Source organism: Mucilaginibacter sp., from assembly GCF_025359345.1.
GTDB lineage: Bacteria > Bacteroidota > Bacteroidia > Sphingobacteriales > Sphingobacteriaceae > Mucilaginibacter.
Genome location: NZ_JANYGQ010000026.1, coordinates 57,834 through 80,065, shown reverse-complemented (window position 1 = coordinate 80,065; position 22,232 = coordinate 57,834). Strand labels below are relative to the sequence as shown.

Genomic DNA, 22,232 nt, shown 5'->3' with positions numbered 1-22,232 from the left:
CGAGAAGAATAACCCGGGTGTCATGCTGAGGCACTCGAAGCATGCGGGCAAAGGCCTCTCCGCGCGTCGCCGTTCGACAGGCTGACGGTGACAGGCCCTCGCTGTTCGATAATGAAGGTTAGACGTTTGGTTTAAAACCTAAATCCTATCGAAATATACGGCAACGAACCCTCTTTTGAAAAGCCCACAGCAGCCTGTATCAACACCAATTGAGCTGGTATTACATAAATACCGCCCCCATACCCATCGTGCCAGGCATTGGAACTATCGGTTGCCGACCACACCCTGCCGATATCATTAAACCCAAGAATACCCACACTGCCGGGCAACAAGTACGAGGTAAAATCCAGCACCTTTAATCGCAGTTCCAGGTTATTGTAAACCGCTGTACGACCGGTAAAGCGCCAGGTGTGGTAGCCGCGCAAAGTTTGCGGGCCACCCAGTTTTATCTGCTGAAAATAATCGGCATTGCCAAAATAGGTGCCGCCGCCGGTGCGGTTGGCTATTATTAATACCGAGTCACGGTCGGGGTTAAGGTAAAAGCTAAATTCAGACTGTAGCTGCGTATAAGCATTATGCGAACCGTTTACCGCCTTCATTGATGTAAGCGTAGTGTTCCAATAAACGCCCTTAGTAGTCAGCGTACCTTTATTGCGGGTATCATAAACTGCCCCGGCAACCACTCCTACCGACCATTTGGTTGAGAATACATCCTCATTGGGGTATGCTGCATCATAATCCTTTAAAAACCTGGTTGTATTGTTACCAGCCTGGCTGTTGTAAAACTGGCCACCTACACCCGCATTTAAACGCCAGTTGCCGTAGGTATGATAAAGGCCAACATCAGCCGTAACCAGATCATAACGATTGCGATAGTACGTAATTTCTTTGCTGCCCTGGTTTACAAATGCCGTACCGTTGCCGATGCCGAAAAAGTTACTCACGTTATTTGGCCCGCGCGACAGGGCATTAATCCGGATGTCGTTATTGCCGATGGCATTTTTAAAATCGGCCACATAGGTAAACAGCAGCGATTTGCGCGACAGTGAATAATTAGTCAAAAACTCTTCCCTGAACGAATAAGGTTCGCCACGGAAACCGTGCTTCTCGTACGAGAAACCGCCTATCAGCAATATACCGATATCAGTGTTGTAATTTGCCAGTATAATGGGTTCAAACCTATCGTACTTAAAGCTCTTTTTATCGTAATTATTTACGCCTGTATCCTTACTGGTGCGGAGCCGTGCATCGGCAGACGACGGCAGCACATTCGAAGAATCAGACCTGTCATAAACATACAGGTTGCCTCGGTTGTTCAGCTTTTTGTCTACATAGAAACTGTCGACGCCATTACCGCCCAACATCCTTACTTTTATCGGTGATGGCGTATCGCCGGTTACCGAAAACACATCGCTGCCACCAAAGCCATAAAGCCGTACTTCTTTGGTAACATCGGGCTTAAAAATGCGGTGAAAAGTTATTTTATCGGCATCGCCGCCCTTTTTTATTTTTTTAACGGTTACTTCCACATCGCCGTCTTTTTGTTCGTTGATGCTAAAACTGTCGTTTTTATCTGATGCCGGAACCTCTACATAAATAGATATAAAGCGGTAGTATTCCAGCGCCTGCTGCATCAGCTTGTCGCGCCGGGCTTTCATTTTGGTGACGATTGCCGGGCCGGATAGTTTAAATATGGTATCGGGCATTTGCTTTACCGCAGCAGTAATCAGGCTGTCAGTTAATGTCTTTTGCACGTAGGTAATCTGCTCACGCCAGTCGTCTTCACTTAATTGGTTCAAAAAATAACGGTCGAAGTAGCGGGCGTTAAAGTTCCAGCCATCAATATCCTTTATCTCGTCGCTATAGCCCTGGAACTTCGATTTCAGCCACTGGTGCGATACTATCCAGGGGAACACACCCGAAGTGCGGTAATAAACCTGGTCGCGATCACGCGGAACGGGCTGGTATAAGTTGCCTTTTTTCTCTTCGATTTTTTCCCAACGCCACTGGTCCTCATGGCGATCCCAGTCGCCCAAAAGCATATCAAGCAGGCGGGCTCTTAATACCGTTTTTTCATCAACATGGTTGTCGTTATCTTCTTTTAACTTACGCTGTACTTTTTCGGTGTTATCGGTTTTTTCGGCATCCAGCGGCTCACGCTCTTCGAACAAAAAAACCTTGTTGGCAAAATCTTTGGCGTACTTGCCCAGGGCCGGGTCGTCTTTCACGTAAACTATCTTAGGGTTTGAATGCGGGATACCTAAAGCCTGCGCAAAAGGCGGCACGGTTAGCGCCGCAAACGGGTGTGCAGCCGAGACCTGGTCCTGCAAAATATCTTTGGCAACGGTGGCTCGCAGTCTTGGCGATAAACCGCGTTCAGGGTATTTTTGAATGGTGCGCAATACCCACTGCTGGCCCGATGAGTCCTGCAAGCGTAGCGACAGGGTTTGCAAGCCCCCTCCCTTCTGCAATATTTTTAGGCCACCCTTTTCATCTTCGAGTCTGAATATGGGCAGTTTGACCGGCGCTGCCCATAAGGCCCGGTAATTTTCTCCAAATAAAAACCTGTGCGTGTTGCTTGCGATGTTGTATTCAGGTTCAACAGCTATGCGGATGCTGTCGTGCTTTACTTGCTGTGCATGGCTTAGCTTAAAAACAAATAATAAACTTAATATCAGGGTAAAGCTTTTTTTCATAACAAGAGGTCAGTTCAAATAATGTGATAGTTTATTATCCTGCTTAATAACTACCGGGCTTTATATATGTTTCAACTCAAGCTAAAGATACGGCAATAAATTATATCGCATAAAAAAACGGCGATATTCTTACTCCTCCCTGCTATCCTTTACTAAATAAAATACTACTCAAATCGCGAAATGAGGAGACGGCTATAGCATAGCCCGTTACTATTGTACAACATGCAAGCGCTCGACGAAACCCCTGTTTTACCCTGCAAATAAACGATATATCATTTCTGTAGCGCAAAACCAGGGCCTCGTCGAATAATAAAAAAGTGAAAGCAAAAACCCGGTTGATTTGCATCAACATAAAAAATTAAACCCACCGGCATAGGGGTAAACCAAAGCCGGAATGTATTAAAGTAAACAACAAAACACAACCATATGATAACCGCACTACTAATCTGGCTCTTCAAAAAATACGGCAGACCGTTTTTTAATCAGCATAAATCATTCTTTAACCAGTTTACCGTACCGGTTAAGCGGTTATCGGTAACTGTTCTTTTTGTTGCATTAAGTGGCCTGGCATTTGGGCAGGAACAAACGCTAAATTACAACGTACTGCACAGCGGGCATACCGTTGGGCATATGAAACTGCAGCAACGTAAAGATGGCGGCGAGACGTTTTTAAACGTAGCCTCGGATGTTAAAATGAAGTTTATCTTTAGCATACAAGTATGCATTCGTGAAGATGCGCATTACAGCAACGGGAAATTGCTTAGCTCCCATGTGTCGCGCATGGTAAACGGCAGCCAAAAGGCTGATAAATCAACAAAAGCCAATGGCGAAAGCTACCAGCTTACCGACGGTGGTAAGGTTAGCAGTATCAACCAAAAACAAATAAATAACAATCTTACACTGATGTATTTGCAGGAGCCTGTTGGCCTGTCGCAAATTTATTCGGACAATTTCCAGCAGTTTGTAAAGGTTGAACAAACTGGCAGCCATACTTACCGCATTAACCTGCCCGATGGCAATTACAACTTTTACACTTATGCCAACGGGGTTTGCAGCCGGGTTGATATCCACCATTCATTATACACCATTCAAATTCAGCTGGCCTAACCATGAAAGTATTAGTAACAGGGGCCACAGGTTTTATAGGCCGAAATTTATGTTTTGAACTTGCCGAACAAGGCTATACGGTGATGGCGCTTTGCCGCAATATTAACCATCCGTACCTCATCGCCCATAAAAATATTATCCCCGTAAAAGGCGATATACTTGATACGGAAAGCTTGACTAATGCAGTGCGCGGTTGCAAACAGGTTTACCATACAGCGGCGCTTGCTAAAATGTGGTGCCGCGATAAAAACGATTTCTACAACATTAATGTAATCGGCACCCGCAATTTGCTGGAGTTGGCGGCAGATTTATCGGTAGATAAAGTTGTCTATACCTCAACCTGTGGCGTTTGGGGACCAACCGTTAAGCACCCCATGAACGAGAACGACCCGCGCATTGACGGCTTTGCTATAGATTACGAACGCACCAAGCACCTGGCCGAAATTGAGACCCGCATTTATGCGGCAAAGGGTTTGAACGTGGTAACGGTGAACCCGTCGCGGGTATATGGCGAAGGGCCGATAACCGACAGCAACACCGTTGGCAAAATGATAAGCGGCTACTTAAAAGGCAAATGGCGCGTTATCCCCGGCAAGGGCACCCAGGTATCAAACTATGCTTATTTGCCCGATGTAGTACACGGCCATATAGCCGCCATGGAGCAAGGCGTTAGCGGCAACCGTTATATTTTGGGTGGAGAGGATGTCAGTTTCAATACCTTCTTCGGCACGTTGCAAAATATCACCGGGATAAAACAAAGCATGTATAAACTACCGCAAAGGTTGATTGAAGCTTATAGCCGTTTCGAATTGGTAAAAACTACGCTGACCGGTTTGCCACCGGTATTTTTACCGGAGTTTGCTGCGCGATTAAGGAAAGACCAGAAATACAGTAGCCAAAAAGCTATTGCCCAGTTAAACTATAGTATCACCCCGTTTGCCGAGGGCATGGCAAAAACCATTCATCACATAAAAAGCTTATGAGCCGTTTAACCGCAATAGTAACAGGTGCAAGCGAAGGGCTTGGCAAATCGCTGGCACTCGAGCTGGCCTCACGGCAAATTGATTTGGTGCTTGTATCGCTGCCTGCGTCCGGCCTGCCCGAGCTGGCTAATTATATCCGTAAAAACCACGAAGTGGAAGTAACCATTTTTGAGGCTGATTTAACGGTGACCGAAAGCTACAGCACCTTATTTGCACTACTGAAAAGTGAAAGCATTACGGCCCATATCCTTGTAAATAATGCCGGTTTGGGCAACTGGGCGTGGTTTGAGGACATGAGTATCGGATTTTATAAAAAGCAGATCGAACTGAACACCATTGCCCCTGTATTGCTTACCCATTTGTTTTTGGCGCAGGTCGATGACGAGCGCAGGGCATACTTGTTGAACGTTGGCAGTCTTGCTGGTCGGTTTGTGGTGCCGAAAAAGCAGGTTTATGGGGCAACAAAATCATTCATCAGCTATTTTACCCGGTGCCTGCAGCTGGAGATGGACCGCGCCAACATCAGCATAAGCCTGCTTAGCCCCGGCGGCATAAATACCAAGCCGGAATTGCTGGTGATGAACCACAACCTGACTGGCATTGCCAAAGCCACCATTACCGAACCCGACCGTGTGGCATACGAAGCTATCCACGGGATGTTTTTGGGTAAAAAGGAGATTATCCCCGGCGGGGTGAATAAGTTGATGGTGGTGCTGAATGCCATTTTGCCGGGGTTTATAAAGGATATGATAATTAGGAGTAAGTTGAGGCCGGTGGTGAAGATGTGAGAACTGAACAAATATCAAACTCGTCATTGCGAGGAACGAAGCAACCTCTACATAGGACATTCAGGAAACTTTGTGTTGTGGCAACCTATATGCCGGCTGCCAGTTTCCCAAATGTATTGTGTGTTGTTGATTGGCACGTGCAGAGATTGCTTCGTTCCTCGCAATGACGCGTATTTAAGAATTTTACTCCCCCGGGCGCCCCAAAGGGCCATTGCAAGCTGACCGTCCCTGCCGGGCGCCCGGGTGAAAATTTGGTGAATTGACGAAAGCCATTATCTTTGAAAGGTATAATCAGCCTTTTAAAGTGGAGTACAGCGACAGCACTGTTATTGATTTATTAAGGGAAGGGAATGAGCGCGCGTTTGAAAAAATATTCAGGGAGTATTTTAAAAGCCTGCACGCTTATGCTTATACATTTATCAAGGACGACGAACAGGCTGAAGAAATTGTACAAAATGTTTTTTGCCGGATATGGGAGAAACGGCTCCATCTGAAACCGGAAGGCTCGATTAAAGCTTACTTATACCGTGCTGTGCATAACGAAAGTTTGAATTATTTAAAACACCAAAAAACACGGGCCGCGTTCCAGGTGCATTACAACAACAACGGTGAAGAACTTACCGGCGAGGCATCGGAAAAAATAATGATTGCCGAACTTGACGGGCACATACAACAGGCGCTTAACGATTTGCCGGAGCAATGCCGCATTATCTTTCAGCTCAGCCGGTTCGAGAATTTGAAATACAGGGAAATAGCCGACCATTTAAACTTATCCATTAAAACGGTAGAGAACCAAATGGGTAAGGCTTTAAAAGTTTTAAGGGAAAAACTGGCGGAGTTTTTACCCATTATATTATTCATTATTGCACGGTTATATAAATGAGCGACGATAACAAACATATAACTGATGATTTGCTGGTGAAATACCTGCTTGCCGAAACGGATGCAACCGAAACCCGTGAGGCGGAGCTATGGATAAGCGCCAACGATGCAAACAAAAAGTATTATGCAGATTTTAAACTGATTTGGCAGGAATGCGAACGCCTGGCGGCAACCAGCAACCCGGACGAAGACGGAGCCTGGCTCCGGTTGCAAAGCCGTATTGCCAAAATGCCTGCCGGACAACAGCCGCAAGTTAAACCTGCTTCAAAATTTGGCTGGCTAAAAATTGCGGCATCCATATTATTGATCAGTGCCATCGGTTATTTTGCCTACAACCAGTTTTTTAACACAAGCCTGATCAGCAAGGGCAGTGGCCTGGCAACCTTAACCCAAGACCTGCCCGATGGGTCGCTGGTTACGCTGAACAGTAATTCTCAAATTATTTACCCCATGCACTTCCGTGGGGAACAAAGGCTGGTGCAATTGAGCGGTGAGGGTTTCTTCAAAATCACGCCTGATAAAACAAAACCTTTCATAATAAAAATAAATACTGCAACGGTTAGCGTTGTCGGCACGTCATTTAACGTAAAGAACGTTAAAGGCAAAACAGAAGTGATAGTTGAAACCGGCATAGTAAAAGTAAATGAAGGCGGCAAACAGGTGTTGCTGCACCCCGGCCAAAAGGTTGTAACCGGCGGGGCCGACCTGGTGGTACAGGAAACACGCGGCAGCCTTTATAATTATTACATTACCAAAGCGCTTATTTGCGACCGCACGCCTCTGTATGAGTTGGTCGACAAGCTTAACCAGGTGTACGGCAGCAATATTAAAATCGCCAACAATCAACTGCGCGATTTGCCTATAACCACCACCTTTAAGGGCCAAACCCTGCCACAAGTGCTAAACATTGTTAGCCAAACTTTCAAGATTAAAGTTGAAAATAAGGGCGGGCAAATTCTTTTAAAATAACCGGATGCAACCGAAATATTCAGCCATTAAAGGATTGCTTTTATTGCTGCTTGGCGTTGCGTTTACGCCCTGCCTTGCCCAACCTGTGCTAAACCGCAACATCACCATGAATGTGAACGACCAGCCGCTAGGCAGTGTTTTGCATATAATGGAAGATAAGGGAAAATTCAATTTTTCGTATAACAGTAACCTTATCCGCCAGGACAGCCTGGTTAATATCCACGTAGCCAACCAAACCGTTAAAGACGCGCTTAATAAACTGCTGAATAACCAGTTTGAATATCGCGAGGCCGAAAACTTTGTGATACTACGGTATGCGCCTTACCAGTTGGCTATGTCGACCGACAAGTTTTTAAACGACGACCAAAGCTGCGTGATAACGGGGTATGTGGCTAACGAACGGAACGGCCAGAAACTTCAAAATGCAAGTGTGTACTGCCGCCGTCCCATAGCGTCTGCACTTACCGATGCAGATGGTCACTTCGAAATAAAAATCAGGAACGAAAACCAGCCGGTTATATTAACGGTAAGCAAGGAAAACTATAAGGACACGTCGGTGACTTTTTTATCGGACGTTAAGGTTACTGAAAACAAAAATGGCACCAGCGGCACTAATGGCAGCAATGGCGCTTATCGTTACCTGCCGGGCGATTTGTCGGGCGTTGAAAAATCGGGGGTTGGTAAATTGTTTATTTCGGCTAAGCAGCAAATACAATCATTGAACCTGGGCGGGTTAATAACGCAGTCACCTTTCCAGGTATCATTGGCGCCGGGTTTGGGCACGCATGGGGCATTTAGCGGGCAGGTGGTTAATGCCGTTTCGTTAAATATCGCTGGTGGCTATAACGCGGGCGTTAACGGCGTAGAGCTGGGTTTATTTAACCTTGATAAAAGCGATGTAAAATCCTTCCAGTTGGGGATACTATTTAACGTAGTTGGCGGCTCGGTAGAAGGAATACAAATTGGGGGCGCTTTTAACCAGGTTTTAAAAAATGTTAACGGGGTTCAAGCCGCCCTTGGCTTTAACAATGTGGAAGGAAATGTTAGCGGTGTGCAATGGGCAGCAGGCTTTAACATTGCCAAAAAGCTAAACGGCGTGCAATTTGCTATACTTAACATAGCATCGGGCGATGTAAACGGCTTACAAATTGCACCAGCGAATATAGCTTCAGGAAAATTCACAGGCATCCAGCTTGCCGGCTTGTTTAATTATGCAAAGGACCTTAAGGGGATACAGATTGGGCTGATAAATGCTTCGGATAATTCATCGGGTGTAAGCATAGGCCTGTTAAATCTTGTACAAAACGGGTACCATGCGGGTGGCGTTTACAGTAACGAAACCACAGATGCTAACCTGGTTTACAAAACCGGCACGCATTGGTTTTATAACATCATAACTGCGGGCGCAAAATTGGATAAAAACAAAAAGCAATACACCTATGGGGTAGGCTATGGTAATGAACTGCCTGTCTTTAACTTCCTGGCATTTAATACCGAAGCCACTGCCAGCTATGTTTACCAGGGTAACGGCAGGTACCTGAATGTGCTTTACCGCCTTGATGAAACCTTAAATATTAAGCTCGGCCACTCGTTTGGGATACAGGCCGGCCCATCATTAAACTTTTTTTATAACCAGCAAAAGAACCCGGTCGCCGGGTACAACTTTGTACCTAACGAACCCAATCATCACCAAACAAATAACCCCAAATACACCCGTTGGCTTGGCTGGACAGTAGGGATAAATTTTTTCTAAATTTACTTCAATGCAGCTAGGGCAATTTCAGCCATATCTTCCAGGGCCTTTCTTTCAGCTCCGGTACGTGCGGCTACTTTTATGGCGGTAATGTTTCCAAAAATAAACCTGGCAAAGGCGCGGGCATCTGTCTTCGATGAAAATTGACCATCCTTTTGCCCCTTCTCAATTATTTTGGTGAAGGCATCTTCAACGCTTTTGTTGTTTTTGTTTACGATGTCGCCAATCTCTTCGTCTATGCCGGCAAGCTCAACAGCGGTATTTACCATAAAGCAGCCTTTTAACAGGCGGTCGTTTACACTTTCCTCAATCAGGCCAGCAAATATTTGCTTCAGTGCTTTTTTTGCATTTTCCGCCCTGCCCAACATCGCTATCATGGCATTGGTTTGCTTCAGCTGGTAATGGTTTAATGATTTTTTAAACAGCGTTCGTTTATCCGTATAAGCATTATAAAGGCTCGACCGGTTTATCCCCAATCCATCAACCAAATCCTGCGCCGAGGTGGCGTTGTAGCCTTTCTGCCAAAACAGGTTTACTGCTTTTTCCAGCAGCTCATCCTCATCAAATTCTTTTTTGCGTGGCATAAAATTTTCAATTACAAATAACTAAACTTCATTGCCCCGACTTTTAAGTCGGGGATAAAAACAAATACAACAGCGGCTTTAGCCGAAATCCGCGCGGCAATTGGGCTAAAGCCAATATTCCTTAATTATAATAACCCCCGCGCTAAAGCGCAGGGCAATGAATATTTGTCAGAATCTATTGCAGTTACAAAAATACCTAATTGAAACGACTGTTTCAATTAGGTATAAATTTTTTAATTAATAAACAATGGCATTTACAGTAAAGCCGCCATCAACTGTAATTTCGCTGCCGGTTATAAATGAGGCATCGTCTGAAGCCAGGAACCTCACCACATTGGCAATTTCTTCTGGCTGGCCAAAACGTTTAAGCAATATGCGTTCGCTCAACACGGTGCCAAAGCCGTTAACTTCTTCTTCTGTCAAACCTACTTTTCCATATAAAGGTGTGGCAACCGGACCGGGAGACACAGCGTTTACACGTATTTTGCGGGCGGCAAGTTCAACGGCCAATACCCTGTTTAACGATATCAGGGCTGCTTTGCTGGCTGCGTAAACGCCGCTGTTTGGCATGCCTAAAACTGCATTTACCGATGTGTTAAAGATAATCGAAGCGCCATCGTTTAATATAGGGATGAATTTTTGAACAGTAAAATAAACGCCTTTTACATTCGAATCCATAATGGTATCGTAATGTGCTTCGGTAGCCGATTCAACCGGGCTAAAGCTGGCAACGCCAGCGTTTAAAAACAACACATCTACTTTGCCAAATTTGCTTTTTACTTCGGCAACCAAATTATCAATTTGCTTTGTGTTACTTTGGTCGGCCACTATGCCGGTTACGCCCAGTTCGCTGGCAGCCTTTTCAGTAGTTTCTTTATTGCGGCCTGTGATGATCACCTTTGCGCCTTGTGCAGCAAGTTCTTTTGCTGATGCGTAACCTATGCCGCTATTACCACCTGTAACTACGGCCACTTTGTTTGTTAAGTTTATCATTTTTTTGTTGTTTGATTTTTGTTTTAGAACAATCGTTTCAATATAGCCAACTATGTTATTCCTAATTGACAATACAAATGTAAATATATTGAAACGTTTGTTTCAATATAAAATTTCTATTTGACGATTGGATGACGAATGAAGGAATTAATCGGGAATCCACTTAGAGACGGGATGCCTCGCTTCTCCCGTAGAAGGGTATTGAACTTTGTATTTTCTCCGCAAAAAAATTAATGTAAATTTCCGTTGTCCGCCGCAGACCTATCAGCAGGAGACGCAATGTTTTGCGTCTCTACAAATATTCAATTGCTATTCCATATAAAAAACCTGTTCAAGCGGAACAGCCACCGGCGAATTATCCGAATTTACATCCATAATATCAGCCATATAATCCCACCATTTTTTCATTACAGGATGGCTGCGTAAATCAATGCGTGGTTCTTTTTCCTCCAATTTTTGCACAGCAAACAGAATATTGGTTTCTTCATCTAAAAAGATGCTGTAATCGCTTATGCCGTATTCCTTTAACAATTGTTGTAAATCGGGCCATACTTCGGCATGACGCCGGCGGTATTCGTCTTTTTGACCGGGATGCAACTTCATTTTAAAAGCGATGGTTTCCATTTTAATTGGGGCTGAAGTGAGGTTAACAAACTTTTATAAACTGTATACCCAGCAATTTACCCAACTTTTTAATTTTCGAAGCAATATGCCCTTTGCCTACTGCACAATGATGTGCCGGGCCGTAAGAGTTCCAGGTTTCAACAAAAGCCCGCGCCCCTATCGGGAATTTATAACGGCTGTTGGTATTACCAATTTCCAGTATTGGTCCCGCTACAGACTCGGCCTCTGCAACCAGCAGTTGCAGCTTGCCGTCAACCGTCTCAACGAGCGATAACAGGGTTACTGGCCCATGCTGTACCGACATCTCAACTGACAAACCGCTACCTACCTTGCCATGGTAAACCCGCAATGGTTTTACTTTTATTTTGCCTTCGGCGATGGCGGGATGGCAGGGACCATCGTGTCCCATCAGTACCACATCCTCGTTAAAGTCCATCGCATAATATTCAGTAAATGAGCCACCCGTGCCGAAGCTGTCCATTATCTTCATGGCCTGTGCGTTCTTCACCTCGTATTCGCCGGCGACCGGGATATGGTTGGCTGTTAGCAGTGATGTCCCCAATATTACCGATGTCATGGTATCCAGATTTTGCGGGTTACCGGTCCCTTTATGAAAATAGGCTAACGAGCCTAACTTGTGCTTTTCCACCAGTTTGTCCAACGCCACCGCAGTAATGGCCGCGCGCTTTAGTTCATCATCCGGGCAATCAGCCTGCACCTCAAAGACTTCGTGGAAGGCCTTTATCTTTTCGTTAGTTTCCCCGTCGGTTACTTCTCCCCTCAACCCGGATAATTCATCAACCTCCAAAATCTCAATATGCCCGCCAAAGGTTGCGCAATGCAGGGTAAGGTTTGAATAGATATCCAGCATGCCATTATAATAACTGCCCATAACCCCCAGTCGGTTATAGTACATCGTATGAGCAACCTTCGCGGCTTCTATCCATTCTTGCACTTCATTCCAAACAACCGGGTCGTTGTGCAGCATACCAGTGATTTGATAGAATGGGATATTTGAGCGGTTGAAAACGCTGGCAATTTCGGGCACCGGGCAGGCTGAGCAAAAGGCTAGCCACTCGCCGGTCATGGCGGTGCGGTTATCCATCCGGTTAAAAACCTCGTAGTTAATGGCGGCCTCAGGGGCCAGGTTGAGCACAATAACCGGCACCTTCGCCCTGCTTACCACCGGCAACACGGTCGACGACAATGCGTAGGTGGTAACATATAAAAATATCAAATCAACTTCCTCGCGGCGGAAACGGCTGCCCGATTCAAATGCTTTTTCCGGTGTATCTACCAGGCCAAGGTTTACAATTTCGGCCCCATAACCCTGCAGTCGCTGGGACACCACATCAACATAACCTTTAAGCCGCTGCTCTAATCCCTCAAATTGTTCCCAGTAAGCCTGCAAGCCTATCCCAAAAAGACCTACCTTCAACCTGGGTTTAAAATTCTCTTCCATTATCAATATTGGTTATTGTCCGCTGTGTTGAATAGTAACCGGCCCCACCAGGCCGGACTTCAGCAACGGCGATTTTTCATCATAAAAATTATGGCTTGCAAAAGTCAACCTCTTACTGTTCCGCGGCTTGCCTTTTAAAAGCCATTCGGGCCATTGCTCGTCAACCACGCCATTGTCGGGGTATTTTGAGTCGCCTGTCAACCTGTTTGGCCAACGGTTTACTACCTCAATTTCCAGCTTGTTTGGCCCTCTAATAACCGCTTTGCTTATATCCACGCGCCACGGAGCAGTCCATATCACACCTAAATCTTTACCATTAAGTTTCACCCTGGCCATGTCATGCACTTCGCCAAGATTAAGATAAATTTTACCGTTTTTATCCGGGCTGATGTTAGCCGGCAATCCAAATTCTTTTTTATAAACGGCAGTGCCTGAGTAGAATTTTATGCCTTCCTCCGGCCGTGTTATCCAATCTGTCAATTTATCGAAGGTTATACTTGCCGGGCCGCCCCACTTAGGGTCGAATGCTACCTGCCATGGACCATCTAATGTGCTGACTGTTACGTCTTCTAAAAAGTTCTTTCCCGGAACCAGTTTAACCCTGATATTTTTATCAAAGATGATAAAATAACTCTGATAGGCATCAAATTTCAACGGCACCGTTACCTGGCCCTCAGAAATTTTAAACTCAGGAAGGAATTTGGTCTCGCCGCTAATCGGATCCCACAACTGTGGCGTACCCTTTGTTGTGCGGAACGTAACGGCTGATTCAGTAACCACGTCACTGCGGTTCGACACAAAATACATATCCCAGTTTGCAGTTGCCCGGTGCGTGTACCTAACCTGCCCCTCTGTTTCAAAATCGGGCTTAACACTCATAGATTTTAAAATTGCGGCTGTTAAATCATATTGAGGGTACAGATTGTCGATATTCTTTTCAAGCTCCCCGCCCCAAATAACCTTTCCTTTTCCGTAAATCCGTGTGGTTTGCTTTTCGGGCTGGTTTGTATCCCCCCAAATCATTTTCGCGAGAAGGGTGACTTTTTGGTCGCACGCGGGATAGCCAGACAGCCCCGGCGATTTTATTGGCGGACCGCCAACTACTACGGCGCCATCCTTAACCAGTTGACCTATTTTTGTCAGTAATGCCGGCGTCATTGTTTTTACATCAGGCAGTACTAAAATACGGTAGCTAGCTCCACCGGGGAAAACAATTTTCCCATCTTTAACGCTTGCTTTATACAGCTGACCCGGCGCACAGCCATCAAAATTATAACCTTTACGGTCGGGGATAACAACATCGCCCTCGATAGCCGAAAACGGCGGCCTGAACACATGCGGCGAGCCTTCAGGCGTCAGGTATAAAACGTCGGCAACGGTATTGCCCTGCTGCAGCAAATACGAGCAATGCGAAACGTATTGGTGATAGGCACCGGCCATTGGCCACCAGGTTTGGTTACGGTCCCAGTGCACACCATATGGCCCCATCGTCATGCCGGGCCGCAACGAATCGGGCAATACCTGGTTTTGAAAGGTGTGGAAGGTAAACCGGTTGATGCCGTTGGCAAACGCCCAGTCGCCCTGGTTTTTCATTGAGCCTGGATATTGTTTCCAGCCTTCATCATCCTGCGCAGTAAAAGCCTCCGCCGGTATTAATGATTTGCCGTTTACGTGTCCGATTGAGGTTGACTCAAAGCAACTGAACGACGAGTTGAACCCAAGGCCTTTGCTCCAAAACTCCGCCATCGGCACATCGGCGATGTTGCCCAGCTCCAAATCGGCAGTAGGGTTCATATCATAAGGTTCGATAGAAAGGCTTAGGTTATTTTTGTGTCCATATTTTTTTACGGCTGTAGCGTGGTATTCAAGCACCAGTTCCTGCGAGGTTTGGCGCAAGTCCCACAAAAAACGTTCGCTTATCTCTAGGCTCTGCACGATGTTGCCCGCGTAAACCGGGTAGAACGGAAGCGGGTCATAACCGCGGCGTTTGATAAATTCCTGCCTGAAATGTCCGGTCCAGTTTTGGGCCCCCATTTCCCAACTGTCCATGTGCAGGCGCTTAAGGCCCCCTGCATTTTTAAGCTGCGGCTTACCAGTTTTGCGGATGAGCTTGCCTACGTAATTATCAAGGTGTGCGTAAAGCGCGACAGTATCAAACTTATCAGATTCGAAGCCTACACCCGGGATGGGCGCGGGCCGGGTAACTGCACCGTTATTGCGGGTTCCAAACCTTACGATAGTCCAGTTACCAGTCGGCGGTGTCCAGTCGAGTCTGCCATCTCGTTTTAGTTTACCAGCCAGGTTAATTATCTTATTTTTAGAGATGATAGCTTCCTGCGGCACTTTATCGTATACCGCTATCGAAGGCAAAAACTGCTTTACGCCTTTTACTGACGAATATGGTTCGCGATAATACAGCGCCTTTTCATTAATATCATCTATTTTTTTGCTGATGGAAGAGGTGGGATAAGCCAGCACGGCCACGTCCTCATAAAAATCCTCCCACCTTTTTTTCAGCTCGGGGGTAAACGAACCTTCGCCGAAATAGGGTTTCATTGGCGCGGGCAGCGGTAAGGTTATTTTTTGTTTAACGCCGCCGGTTATATTTACGGCGCTTGAAACCAGGTGCTGCATAGATTGCTTTGCCGGCACCCATGGCCCGCCGCTGCCCGTCCATCCCGGACCGATACCTAAAGTAATTTCAATTCCTAAGCGTTCCGCTTCTCTTACGGCATGGGTAAATAATTTTTGCCATTCTTCGCTCAAAAAGTCAACCTTGCCACGCGGGATACCAACGTTTACTTCAAGGAAAATCAGGTTGCCGATTCCGGCCTTTTTCATGGACTCCAAATCTTTCGTCATTGATTCGGCTGTCATGTTGCCATCCATAAAATACCAGTACACACCGGGTTTGGCGCTGGCGGGTGGGTTAAGAAAGCCTTTTTTTAAGTCGGTTGTTTGCGCAGCGGACTGCTGAACAATGCCGGTTACCACAAACAGGGCAACAGTTAGCCGGATAAGTAGATTTTGTTTATACATGGTTTAATGCAGGGATGTACAAATCTATTTTCTTGAGTTGATAATACTATCCCGTACAATCTTTTTAGGGATAGCGGCCAACTCTTCGCTTGTAACTTAGTGTTGTTCAGCATTAAACAAAACCGCAATCTGTTGAGCAACAATCTCGTGCCCTTTTTCATTAATATGATTAAACTGGGCCATATAAGGTTCGAGACTTTGGCCACCGGCCTTAATATTTTTAAATTGCTGGTAACTGTCAATAACCGGGGTATGATATTTTGCACCTAATGAAATTATCTGAGCGGTATGTTGTGCCAGTGGGGCATTAGGGTCGAGTATATTCTCTGTAACATCGGGCGTTGGAGTTAGCAACACAACTTTTATATTTTTCTTTAAGGCGGCCTTTATCATCTTCTCCCAGGCCGTGCGGGCGCGTTCGAGGCCAAGGTTGCGATCGTTCAGGGCATAGTCGATAAAAACGACATCAGGCTTGTGGGTTAATACATCTTTCTTAAAACGTTTCTCGCCTTGTTCGGAATTCTCGCCACCGATACAGGTTTTGATGATATTGATTACGGCATAGGGATATTTAGCATTTAGTTTTGACAGCAGCAGGTACGGATATGAGCCCAATGTATTAATAACAGGCGTTTTAAAATATCCGGATGGAACGCTGTGTCCGTGAAAAACAAGATTGATGGTGCGGTTTGTCGGCCATTGTTTGTTGAGTTGGGTGATGATGGCGGAGAGGTAGGCGGTATCGGGAGTTACAGTGTTGCTTGCTGATTGTGCCATCGCAAGGTTACACGTAATGGATAGAACCAAACCGATTTTAAAAAGCTGTTTTTTCATTTTAGACACGCGGAAATTTATAACCGGTGTAAGTTAAAACAAATTAAAAACCGATACCAAAATAAAACTCCGCGAACTTTGTGCCTTCTTTGCGACCTACGCGGTAAAAAAATAACTACGGAGATAACGAAGAAAGCACGAAGAGAGCGGAGAAAGAAATAGATTAAGAACGTTACGCGTTATATTTCGCCAAAAACTCCCCCTTCACAAATTCTTCAAATTTTCTTTTAGAAAAAGCCGGTTTATACTTATCATAATCCGCAAATAATATACCAGCTTTAGTCGCATTACCCATTTCCGTTAAGTTTTTAGCAACATCTTCTGATAGCCCGGCTTGCTGCATACCGCCGATGGATTGTTCGTCAGTAAATTCAATCCATGGCAGTTCGGGTTTGCCAATGGCCGCGCCGATGATAGCGGTTACTTGAGCCGCAGTTTTTTCGTCGCTGGCAACGTAGCGGATTGACTTGCCGGTAAATGGCGTTGTTATTTCCTCAAAAGCTGCATCAGCAATATCTTTAGGGTGAACCAAAACCAGGCGGGTATCTGCGGGATAATTGCCGCCTAATATACCGCCGTGCTTAATCATGCCGATATTGGAGAAAAAATTATAATAAAACGATGCCGGACGCAGGTGTTTGATAGTAACTCCGTTTAATTTATTTAAAATACCTTCGGCATCGTGCATACCCGCTATCGGGCCGGTTCCAGCTGGTAAATGTGCACCTACGCTGCTTAAATTCACCACGTGGGTTACGCCTGCCGCCGCTATTGCGTCAGCAAGATTTTGGGCTGTTTTGCGGATGAAGCCTTTATAATCGTCCGAGTCGTGCTGTTGCGGCACCATGGTGTAAACCACATCAGAGCCTTTAAATGCACCTGTTAAAAAATCAACATCTTCGACTGAGCCGATGGCTGCCGTGGCTCCTAAAGCCTCAATTTCGGCTTTCCTGTTTTCGCTGCTGCTAACCACGGTTACCTGGTGACCCGCCTTAACTAAAGCGGCGGCTAATGGCCCGCTTATATTTCCTAATGATCCTGTTATTGTAATTTTCATTTTGTGTTTTTATTTGTTGAGAACAAAGGTATATTTGTACTTACTTTTTTACAAGTACTTACCCCAAAGTATGTAAGCGTATGACACAAATAAAAGAAAGCTCGACCCGGAATTTTAACAAGGGATTATCAATTACCTCGTGCCCGGTAACCTACGCCATTAATAAAATTGGCGGGCATTGGAAACCTATTATATTATATCAGTTAATGAGTGGCCCCAAACGCTATAGCGAACTAAAGCGGGCTATCCCAGCCGTTACAGAAAAGATGCTTATTCAGCATTTAAAACAGTTACAGGAAGATAACCTGGTTATCCGCAAAGCCGAAAATGTAGTGCCGCCATTTGTTACTTATTACCTGAGCGAAGCAGGCGAAGACTTAACAGTGGTATTAGATGCAATGGCCGAGTGGGGGCTTCGCGACAGTAAACGTTATATGAAATCAGCCTAGCCGAACAATTCCTGCTCTTCTGTATAATAGGTTTTACGCGAGCCCAGAGGTTTTTGGTGGATCATTTCGCCAGCTGGCGTTTGTTTCTTCCTGGGCTGATGCACCAGCATAAAATCTCTGAATTCGCCGCTGATGATATCGGGCGTATTTTTTAAAATCTGTTTTTCGGCTTCTTCCAACACTTTCTTTATCGATTTCGCCAGTTGTTTTACATTAGTTGCTGGTATTTTGTTCGATAATGAGAACGGTGATAATTTTGCATCGTATAAAATTTCATCTGCATAGGCATTGCCAATGCCCCTCAATACTTTTTGGTCCATCAGGACTGTTTTAACCGGCGTTTTGGTTTTGCTTAGCTTGTCTTCTAAATACTTCTCATCAAAATCAAGTGCATCCGGTGTATCCAGCTTTTCAGGGTCGAGAGTGGGGGTGGCGGCTTTTTGGAAATCGGTTAAGGCAAGGCCCTTGTCACCTTCAAACAGCATTTCAACTATGGTAAATTTGTGGTTATTGGTTTTATCAAATTGTTGCAACTGGCCATGCAGCATCAGGTGAGTAGCCAGCACATGATTGTTGTCAAACTCAAATTGCAGCTCCTTGCCCACGCGAACAACTTTGTCAAGCTTACTACCTTCCAAAGCATCTTGTACCTGTTTTTCGGGCACGTTTAGCTTTTGGGCAACTTTAATCTCAATTTTTTCAAGCTTTTTACCTTTAAATAGCTTGGTGAGGTTATGGCTAAAAACCTGGAGGTCGGGTAGTTCGGGCATGGTGGTAGAATTTTAATATTTTGGCAGAATTGGTTCCTGACGATTATCCCAAAAGAACAAAAGATGTACCGATGTATCTGTAACCCTATAAAACAACGATGTTTGTTTCGTGATTAAAGCGATTCTCACACGGTCATCAATTGAACTTGCTTTAAACATAAACGGATGGACCGACACGAGCTTAATAGTTTTTTCTGCCTTAATTATAAATTTATCGGAGGCCTTAGTTCCAAATTTATTTTGTATAAAGCTGTGAACAGCGGCAAGTGTTTGCTTTGAACGAGGTGTGTAAAATATTGACAAACTCATGCCAAATCCAACATGTCCTTAATACCTGTATATGGCGTTAGTTTTCCGTCGTCTGCTTCTTTCAACGACTCCTTTACTCCGTCAAGCACATAATCAGGATATGTTTCGCTTTTTTGCTCAAAAGAAATCTTCATAGCTTTCATCACTGCTTTTAAAGCAATTAGCTGTTCTTTATTTTCCGGGTAAACAATCAAGGCGTCCATATACAAATATAGCAATTCAAATTATAACATTAAACCTTTCAACGTGTCAACCTTCCAAGCATAAAGTCGTATAACGTCAATATGAAAAAAATATACCCCTGCGTTGTAATCCTCGCCTTCATTTTTGTTGCATCATGCAAAAAAAGCAGTGATCCAAATAAAAGCACCACAACCCAACCACTATACTTTCCCCCATCAGGAACTACCGAATGGCAAACTACTACCGCTGCTTCGCTTGGCTGGGACAACACTGCACTCAGCAACCTTTACCCTTACCTTCAAAGCAAGGGCACAAAAGCATTCATCATACTTAAAGGCGGCAAAATAGTAACCGAGAAATATTTCGGAACATTTACAGCCGACAGCCTTTGGTACTGGGCATCTGCAGGTAAAACCATGACCGGCTTTTTAGTAGGCATTGCCCAGCAGGAAGGCTTGCTGAATATCAACGACCGCACCTCGAAATACCTGGGAACGGGCTGGACATCGGAACCCGCTGACAAAGAAAATTTAATCACTCTAAAAAACCAGCTAACCATGACGACCGGGCTTGACGACGGCGTGGCAGACCCTGATTGCACCCTGCCGGGCTGCCTTGTTTTTAAAGCGACCGCCGGCACGCGCTGGACATATCACAATGCGGCTTATACCCTGTTAGATGCCGTGGTTGAGAAAGCTAGCGGCTTAAGCTATAATGCCTATTTCCAGCAAAAAATAAGGGATAAAATCGGAATGAATGGTTTATGGATAAAAACACCAAACTCGAACAATATATTTTACAGCAACCCGCGCAGTATGGCCAGGTTTGGTTTGCTGTTATTAAATAAAGGCAAATGGAACACTACTGCCATATTAAGCGATACAAATTATTTCCACAGCCAGGTAAACACTTCGCAAAATATAAACCTGAGCTATGGTTATTTAACCTGGCTTAACGGCAAAAGCAGTAACATGTTGCCGCAATCGCAAATTGTATTCCCAGGCGCCATAATCCCCAATGCTCCTGCAGATCTATTCGCCGCGCTGGGCAAAAACGACCAGAAAATATATGTTGTGCCATCACAGCAACTGGTTATTATCCGTATGGGCACCACGGCAGGCGGAGTTAAACCGGCAGGATCTGATTTTGACAACGAGCTTTGGGGTAAATTAAAGGCTATAATTAAATATTAATTGAAAAAGCGGGCTGACCCGCTTTTTCAATTAATGACTATTCTAAGCTTCGTACGTTAAGAAAGTCTTACCATTATTAAACGTTCTGCTCGACTTAAGTTTCAGGCTTAACATATTGGGCAAACCTTCAAACAGAGTGCGACCATCGCCGAGGGCAACCGGGTTTACTACTATCAGGTAAGTATCTATCAGCCCGGCGGCCGCCAATTGTGCAATAATACTGCCGCTGCCCATTATCACCATGTCCGGCCCTTCCCCTGCCTTCATTTTTTTAACTTCTTCAACCAAATTGCCTTTTACAAGTTTGGTATTGTTCCAGGTAGCTTTGTCCATTTTGCGGGAGAAAACTACTTTACGGCCATTGTTCATTTTGTCGGCCACTACCGGCATTTGCTGACGGGCAATGGGCGTTGGCCAAAAGCTTGCCATCATATCGTAGGTTACCCTGCCGAAAAGCATTTCGGAATCGCCGCTGGCATTGCCCGATACAAAAGCCTGGTATTCGGGGTCGTCACTACCGCGGTGGGCCCAGCTCATATCGCCGTTGGCACTTACAAAATATCCGTCGAGCGATATGTGGTTAAAAACTGTTAATTTTCTCATGTTCGTAATTTTTAATGGTTGTTAAATCTATTTATTTACCACATATCAAACGAGGTTAACGTAATTGGACACTGCAAAAAATATTCCGTTAAAATTTATAACGGGTGCTACCCAAATGATAAATTAGTAAAATAAATTAAAACATCATGAATAACAGGCACCAATGGCGGTTTAATGTTGCCCAAAAGCTACAAGAGCCGGCCACCATCATTTACCTGGAATTTATCCGCAAAACGGTAATGTCGCTGCCCGGCGTCAATGAGAAGCCCTGTTACAGCACACCCGGTTTTTATGCGAGCAAAAACTTATTCAGCCGGTTGCGTGAGGATGGCGAAACACTTGTGGTTTACAATATCGACCGTGATAAATGGATTGATGCTGACCCAACTATATTTTATGTTACCGACCATTATTTAAATACCCACTACATGCTGGTCGACCTTAAAGCGGTAAAACCGGATGACTTAGCCGAATTGCTTGTAAATGCATGGCGCAGCCGGGTACCACCAAAACTGCTGACAAGAAATGAAAAAATTGTCACTTTAAAATAAAATCAATGAGATATAAGATTTCAATCGCCGTTGCATTGGTGGGCTGCTTAATGCTATGTTTTACGGCTATTGCCGACTTGAACGGTAAATGGACGGGCGAGGTAAAAGTATCAAAAGGCCGAAAATACCCGGTGACCTATATTTTTAGGATAGAGAATAACAACCTCATCGGCAGCCTGGAAGATGACATGGAATTAATGGATATAAACGAAGGCAGGGCAATCGGCAGTGACATTAATTTTTCAACCACTAACCAAACCGGGACCGTGCTTGTGCATACCGGCAGGTATTATGCCGGCGGCGACTCCATATCGATGAATATTATCATCGATGGTAAAAAACTGCATACTACGCTTAACAGGATGCCTAATTAGAAGGGTTAAGATGCAAGAATCAAGACATA

22 protein-coding genes are annotated in these 22,232 nt (G+C 45.0%); 10 read left to right on the top strand and 12 right to left on the bottom strand.

Going from position 1 to position 22,232, the window contains the following annotated elements; genetic code table 11:
* Positions 1–131: 131 nt before the first annotated feature.
* A complete protein-coding gene (locus Q0R52_RS16795) occupies positions 132–2,696 on the bottom strand; it encodes a BamA/TamA family outer membrane protein (protein ID WP_295796308.1) in 2,565 nt (854 codons plus the stop codon).
* Between the two features lie 426 nt (positions 2,697–3,122).
* On the opposite strand from Q0R52_RS16795, the gene Q0R52_RS16790 reads away from it, so the two are divergent.
* From Q0R52_RS16790 to Q0R52_RS16765, 6 genes are all read left to right on the top strand, one after another.
* Entirely contained in the window at positions 3,123–3,803 is a 681-nt protein-coding gene (locus Q0R52_RS16790; RefSeq protein WP_295796306.1) for a DUF6134 family protein, read from the top strand.
* 2 nt (positions 3,804–3,805) lie between these two features.
* Positions 3,806–4,786: an SDR family NAD(P)-dependent oxidoreductase gene (locus tag Q0R52_RS16785; RefSeq protein ID WP_295796304.1), complete on the top strand. Its 981-nt coding sequence runs from the start codon at positions 3,806–3,808 to the stop codon at positions 4,784–4,786.
* A complete protein-coding gene (locus Q0R52_RS16780) occupies positions 4,783–5,574 on the top strand; it encodes an SDR family NAD(P)-dependent oxidoreductase (protein ID WP_295796301.1) in 792 nt (263 codons plus the stop codon). The genes Q0R52_RS16785 and Q0R52_RS16780 overlap by 4 nt, the downstream gene beginning before the upstream one ends.
* Before the next feature lie 259 nt (positions 5,575–5,833).
* Positions 5,834–6,457, top strand: a complete 624-nt coding sequence (locus Q0R52_RS16775) for an RNA polymerase sigma-70 factor (protein ID WP_295796299.1) — start codon at positions 5,834–5,836, stop codon at positions 6,455–6,457.
* Positions 6,454–7,425, top strand: a complete 972-nt coding sequence (locus Q0R52_RS16770; protein WP_295796296.1) for a FecR domain-containing protein — start codon at positions 6,454–6,456, stop codon at positions 7,423–7,425. Before Q0R52_RS16775 ends, Q0R52_RS16770 begins: the two co-directional genes overlap by 4 nt.
* 4 nt (positions 7,426–7,429) lie before the next feature.
* Complete coding sequence (locus Q0R52_RS16765; protein WP_295796294.1) at positions 7,430–9,178, top strand: STN and carboxypeptidase regulatory-like domain-containing protein; 1,749 nt, start codon at positions 7,430–7,432, stop codon at positions 9,176–9,178.
* Between the two features lie 2 nt (positions 9,179–9,180).
* Here Q0R52_RS16765 and Q0R52_RS16760 read toward each other — a convergent pair whose 3' ends face one another.
* The 7 genes from Q0R52_RS16760 to Q0R52_RS16730 all read right to left on the bottom strand — a co-directional run bounded on the left by Q0R52_RS16760 (position 9,181) and on the right by Q0R52_RS16730 (position 17,771).
* Entirely contained in the window at positions 9,181–9,762 is a 582-nt protein-coding gene (locus Q0R52_RS16760; RefSeq protein ID WP_295796292.1) for a TetR/AcrR family transcriptional regulator, read from the bottom strand.
* Positions 9,763–9,999: 237 nt separating this feature from the next.
* On the bottom strand, positions 10,000–10,755 hold the full coding sequence (locus Q0R52_RS16755) for an SDR family oxidoreductase (protein ID WP_295796291.1): 756 nt from the start codon (positions 10,753–10,755) through the stop codon (positions 10,000–10,002).
* A 309-nt stretch (positions 10,756–11,064) separates the two neighbouring features.
* Positions 11,065–11,379: an L-rhamnose mutarotase gene (gene rhaM, locus Q0R52_RS16750; RefSeq protein ID WP_295796289.1), complete on the bottom strand. Its 315-nt coding sequence runs from the start codon at positions 11,377–11,379 to the stop codon at positions 11,065–11,067.
* A 22-nt stretch (positions 11,380–11,401) separates the two neighbouring features.
* Entirely contained in the window at positions 11,402–12,841 is a 1,440-nt protein-coding gene (locus Q0R52_RS16745; RefSeq protein WP_295796287.1) for an arabinose isomerase, read from the bottom strand.
* A 12-nt stretch (positions 12,842–12,853) separates the two neighbouring features.
* On the bottom strand, positions 12,854–15,880 hold the full coding sequence (locus Q0R52_RS16740) for a glycosyl hydrolase (protein WP_295796286.1): 3,027 nt from the start codon (positions 15,878–15,880) through the stop codon (positions 12,854–12,856).
* Positions 15,881–15,976: 96 nt separating this feature from the next.
* The gene (locus Q0R52_RS16735; RefSeq protein ID WP_295796284.1) at positions 15,977–16,714 is read right to left on the bottom strand and encodes a GDSL-type esterase/lipase family protein; all 738 of its coding nucleotides are present in this window, start codon (positions 16,712–16,714) and stop codon (positions 15,977–15,979) included.
* A gap of 172 nt (positions 16,715–16,886) precedes the next feature.
* Positions 16,887–17,771 carry an NAD(P)H-binding protein gene (locus tag Q0R52_RS16730; protein WP_295796283.1) on the bottom strand — a complete coding sequence of 295 codons (885 nt, stop codon included), beginning with the start codon at positions 17,769–17,771 and terminating at the stop codon, positions 16,887–16,889.
* Between the two features lie 80 nt (positions 17,772–17,851).
* Between Q0R52_RS16730 and Q0R52_RS16725 the strand changes: the two genes are divergently transcribed.
* A complete protein-coding gene (locus Q0R52_RS16725) occupies positions 17,852–18,220 on the top strand; it encodes a helix-turn-helix domain-containing protein (RefSeq protein ID WP_295796281.1) in 369 nt (122 codons plus the stop codon).
* Here Q0R52_RS16725 and Q0R52_RS16720 read toward each other — a convergent pair.
* From Q0R52_RS16720 to Q0R52_RS16715, 3 genes are read right to left on the bottom strand one after another with little or no spacing between them, the layout of a single operon-like run.
* The gene (locus tag Q0R52_RS16720; RefSeq protein WP_295796279.1) at positions 18,217–18,990 is read right to left on the bottom strand and encodes a DNA-formamidopyrimidine glycosylase family protein; all 774 of its coding nucleotides are present in this window, start codon (positions 18,988–18,990) and stop codon (positions 18,217–18,219) included. The two genes, Q0R52_RS16725 and Q0R52_RS16720, sit on opposite strands and share 4 nt — an antisense overlap.
* A 12-nt stretch (positions 18,991–19,002) precedes the next feature.
* Positions 19,003–19,299: a hypothetical protein gene (locus Q0R52_RS29365; protein ID WP_366520912.1), complete on the bottom strand. Its 297-nt coding sequence runs from the start codon at positions 19,297–19,299 to the stop codon at positions 19,003–19,005.
* Entirely contained in the window at positions 19,296–19,502 is a 207-nt protein-coding gene (locus Q0R52_RS16715; protein WP_295796278.1) for a DUF2683 family protein, read from the bottom strand. Before Q0R52_RS16715 ends, Q0R52_RS29365 begins: the two co-directional genes overlap by 4 nt.
* Before the next feature lie 81 nt (positions 19,503–19,583).
* Between Q0R52_RS16715 and Q0R52_RS16710 the strand changes: the two genes are divergently transcribed.
* Complete coding sequence (locus Q0R52_RS16710) at positions 19,584–20,675, top strand: serine hydrolase domain-containing protein (RefSeq protein WP_295796276.1); 1,092 nt, start codon at positions 19,584–19,586, stop codon at positions 20,673–20,675.
* A 42-nt stretch (positions 20,676–20,717) separates the two neighbouring features.
* Here Q0R52_RS16710 and Q0R52_RS16705 read toward each other — a convergent pair whose 3' ends face one another.
* Complete coding sequence (locus Q0R52_RS16705) at positions 20,718–21,278, bottom strand: dihydrofolate reductase family protein (RefSeq protein WP_295796274.1); 561 nt, start codon at positions 21,276–21,278, stop codon at positions 20,718–20,720.
* 146 nt (positions 21,279–21,424) lie between these two features.
* Between Q0R52_RS16705 and Q0R52_RS16700 the strand changes: the two genes are divergently transcribed.
* On the top strand, positions 21,425–21,829 hold the full coding sequence (locus Q0R52_RS16700) for a hypothetical protein (RefSeq protein ID WP_295796273.1): 405 nt from the start codon (positions 21,425–21,427) through the stop codon (positions 21,827–21,829).
* Between the two features lie 5 nt (positions 21,830–21,834).
* Positions 21,835–22,203, top strand: coding sequence for a hypothetical protein (locus tag Q0R52_RS16695; protein WP_295796271.1), 369 nt, complete (start codon positions 21,835–21,837; stop codon positions 22,201–22,203).
* The last annotated feature ends 29 nt before the right edge of the window (positions 22,204–22,232 follow it).

Bases quoted from the DNA above. Each gene is read 5' to 3' on its own strand.
- Q0R52_RS16745 (WP_295796287.1), bottom strand. From the start codon at position 12,841: ATGGAAGAGAATTTTAAACCCAGGTTGAAGGTAGGTCTTTTTGGGATA.
- Q0R52_RS16785 (WP_295796304.1), top strand. From the start codon at position 3,806: ATGAAAGTATTAGTAACAGGGGCCACAGGTTTTATAGGCCGAAATTTA.
- Q0R52_RS16780 (WP_295796301.1), top strand. From the start codon at position 4,783: ATGAGCCGTTTAACCGCAATAGTAACAGGTGCAAGCGAAGGGCTTGGC.
- Q0R52_RS16770 (WP_295796296.1), top strand. From the start codon at position 6,454: ATGAGCGACGATAACAAACATATAACTGATGATTTGCTGGTGAAATAC.
- Q0R52_RS16735 (WP_295796284.1), bottom strand. From the start codon at position 16,714: ATGAAAAAACAGCTTTTTAAAATCGGTTTGGTTCTATCCATTACGTGT.
- Q0R52_RS16705 (WP_295796274.1), bottom strand. From the start codon at position 21,278: ATGAGAAAATTAACAGTTTTTAACCACATATCGCTCGACGGATATTTT.
- Q0R52_RS16740 (WP_295796286.1), bottom strand. From the start codon at position 15,880: ATGTATAAACAAAATCTACTTATCCGGCTAACTGTTGCCCTGTTTGTG.
- Q0R52_RS16790 (WP_295796306.1), top strand. From the start codon at position 3,123: ATGATAACCGCACTACTAATCTGGCTCTTCAAAAAATACGGCAGACCG.
- Q0R52_RS16795 (WP_295796308.1), bottom strand. From the start codon at position 2,696: ATGAAAAAAAGCTTTACCCTGATATTAAGTTTATTATTTGTTTTTAAG.
- Q0R52_RS16715 (WP_295796278.1), bottom strand. From the start codon at position 19,502: ATGGACGCCTTGATTGTTTACCCGGAAAATAAAGAACAGCTAATTGCT.
- Q0R52_RS16695 (WP_295796271.1), top strand. From the start codon at position 21,835: ATGAGATATAAGATTTCAATCGCCGTTGCATTGGTGGGCTGCTTAATG.
- Q0R52_RS16700 (WP_295796273.1), top strand. From the start codon at position 21,425: ATGAATAACAGGCACCAATGGCGGTTTAATGTTGCCCAAAAGCTACAA.
- rhaM (WP_295796289.1), bottom strand. From the start codon at position 11,379: ATGGAAACCATCGCTTTTAAAATGAAGTTGCATCCCGGTCAAAAAGAC.
- Q0R52_RS29365 (WP_366520912.1), bottom strand. From the start codon at position 19,299: ATGAGTTTGTCAATATTTTACACACCTCGTTCAAAGCAAACACTTGCC.
- Q0R52_RS16755 (WP_295796291.1), bottom strand. From the start codon at position 10,755: ATGATAAACTTAACAAACAAAGTGGCCGTAGTTACAGGTGGTAATAGC.
- Q0R52_RS16760 (WP_295796292.1), bottom strand. From the start codon at position 9,762: ATGCCACGCAAAAAAGAATTTGATGAGGATGAGCTGCTGGAAAAAGCA.
- Q0R52_RS16730 (WP_295796283.1), bottom strand. From the start codon at position 17,771: ATGAAAATTACAATAACAGGATCATTAGGAAATATAAGCGGGCCATTA.
- Q0R52_RS16725 (WP_295796281.1), top strand. From the start codon at position 17,852: ATGACACAAATAAAAGAAAGCTCGACCCGGAATTTTAACAAGGGATTA.
- Q0R52_RS16765 (WP_295796294.1), top strand. From the start codon at position 7,430: ATGCAACCGAAATATTCAGCCATTAAAGGATTGCTTTTATTGCTGCTT.
- Q0R52_RS16720 (WP_295796279.1), bottom strand. From the start codon at position 18,990: ATGCCCGAACTACCCGACCTCCAGGTTTTTAGCCATAACCTCACCAAG.
- Q0R52_RS16710 (WP_295796276.1), top strand. From the start codon at position 19,584: ATGAAAAAAATATACCCCTGCGTTGTAATCCTCGCCTTCATTTTTGTT.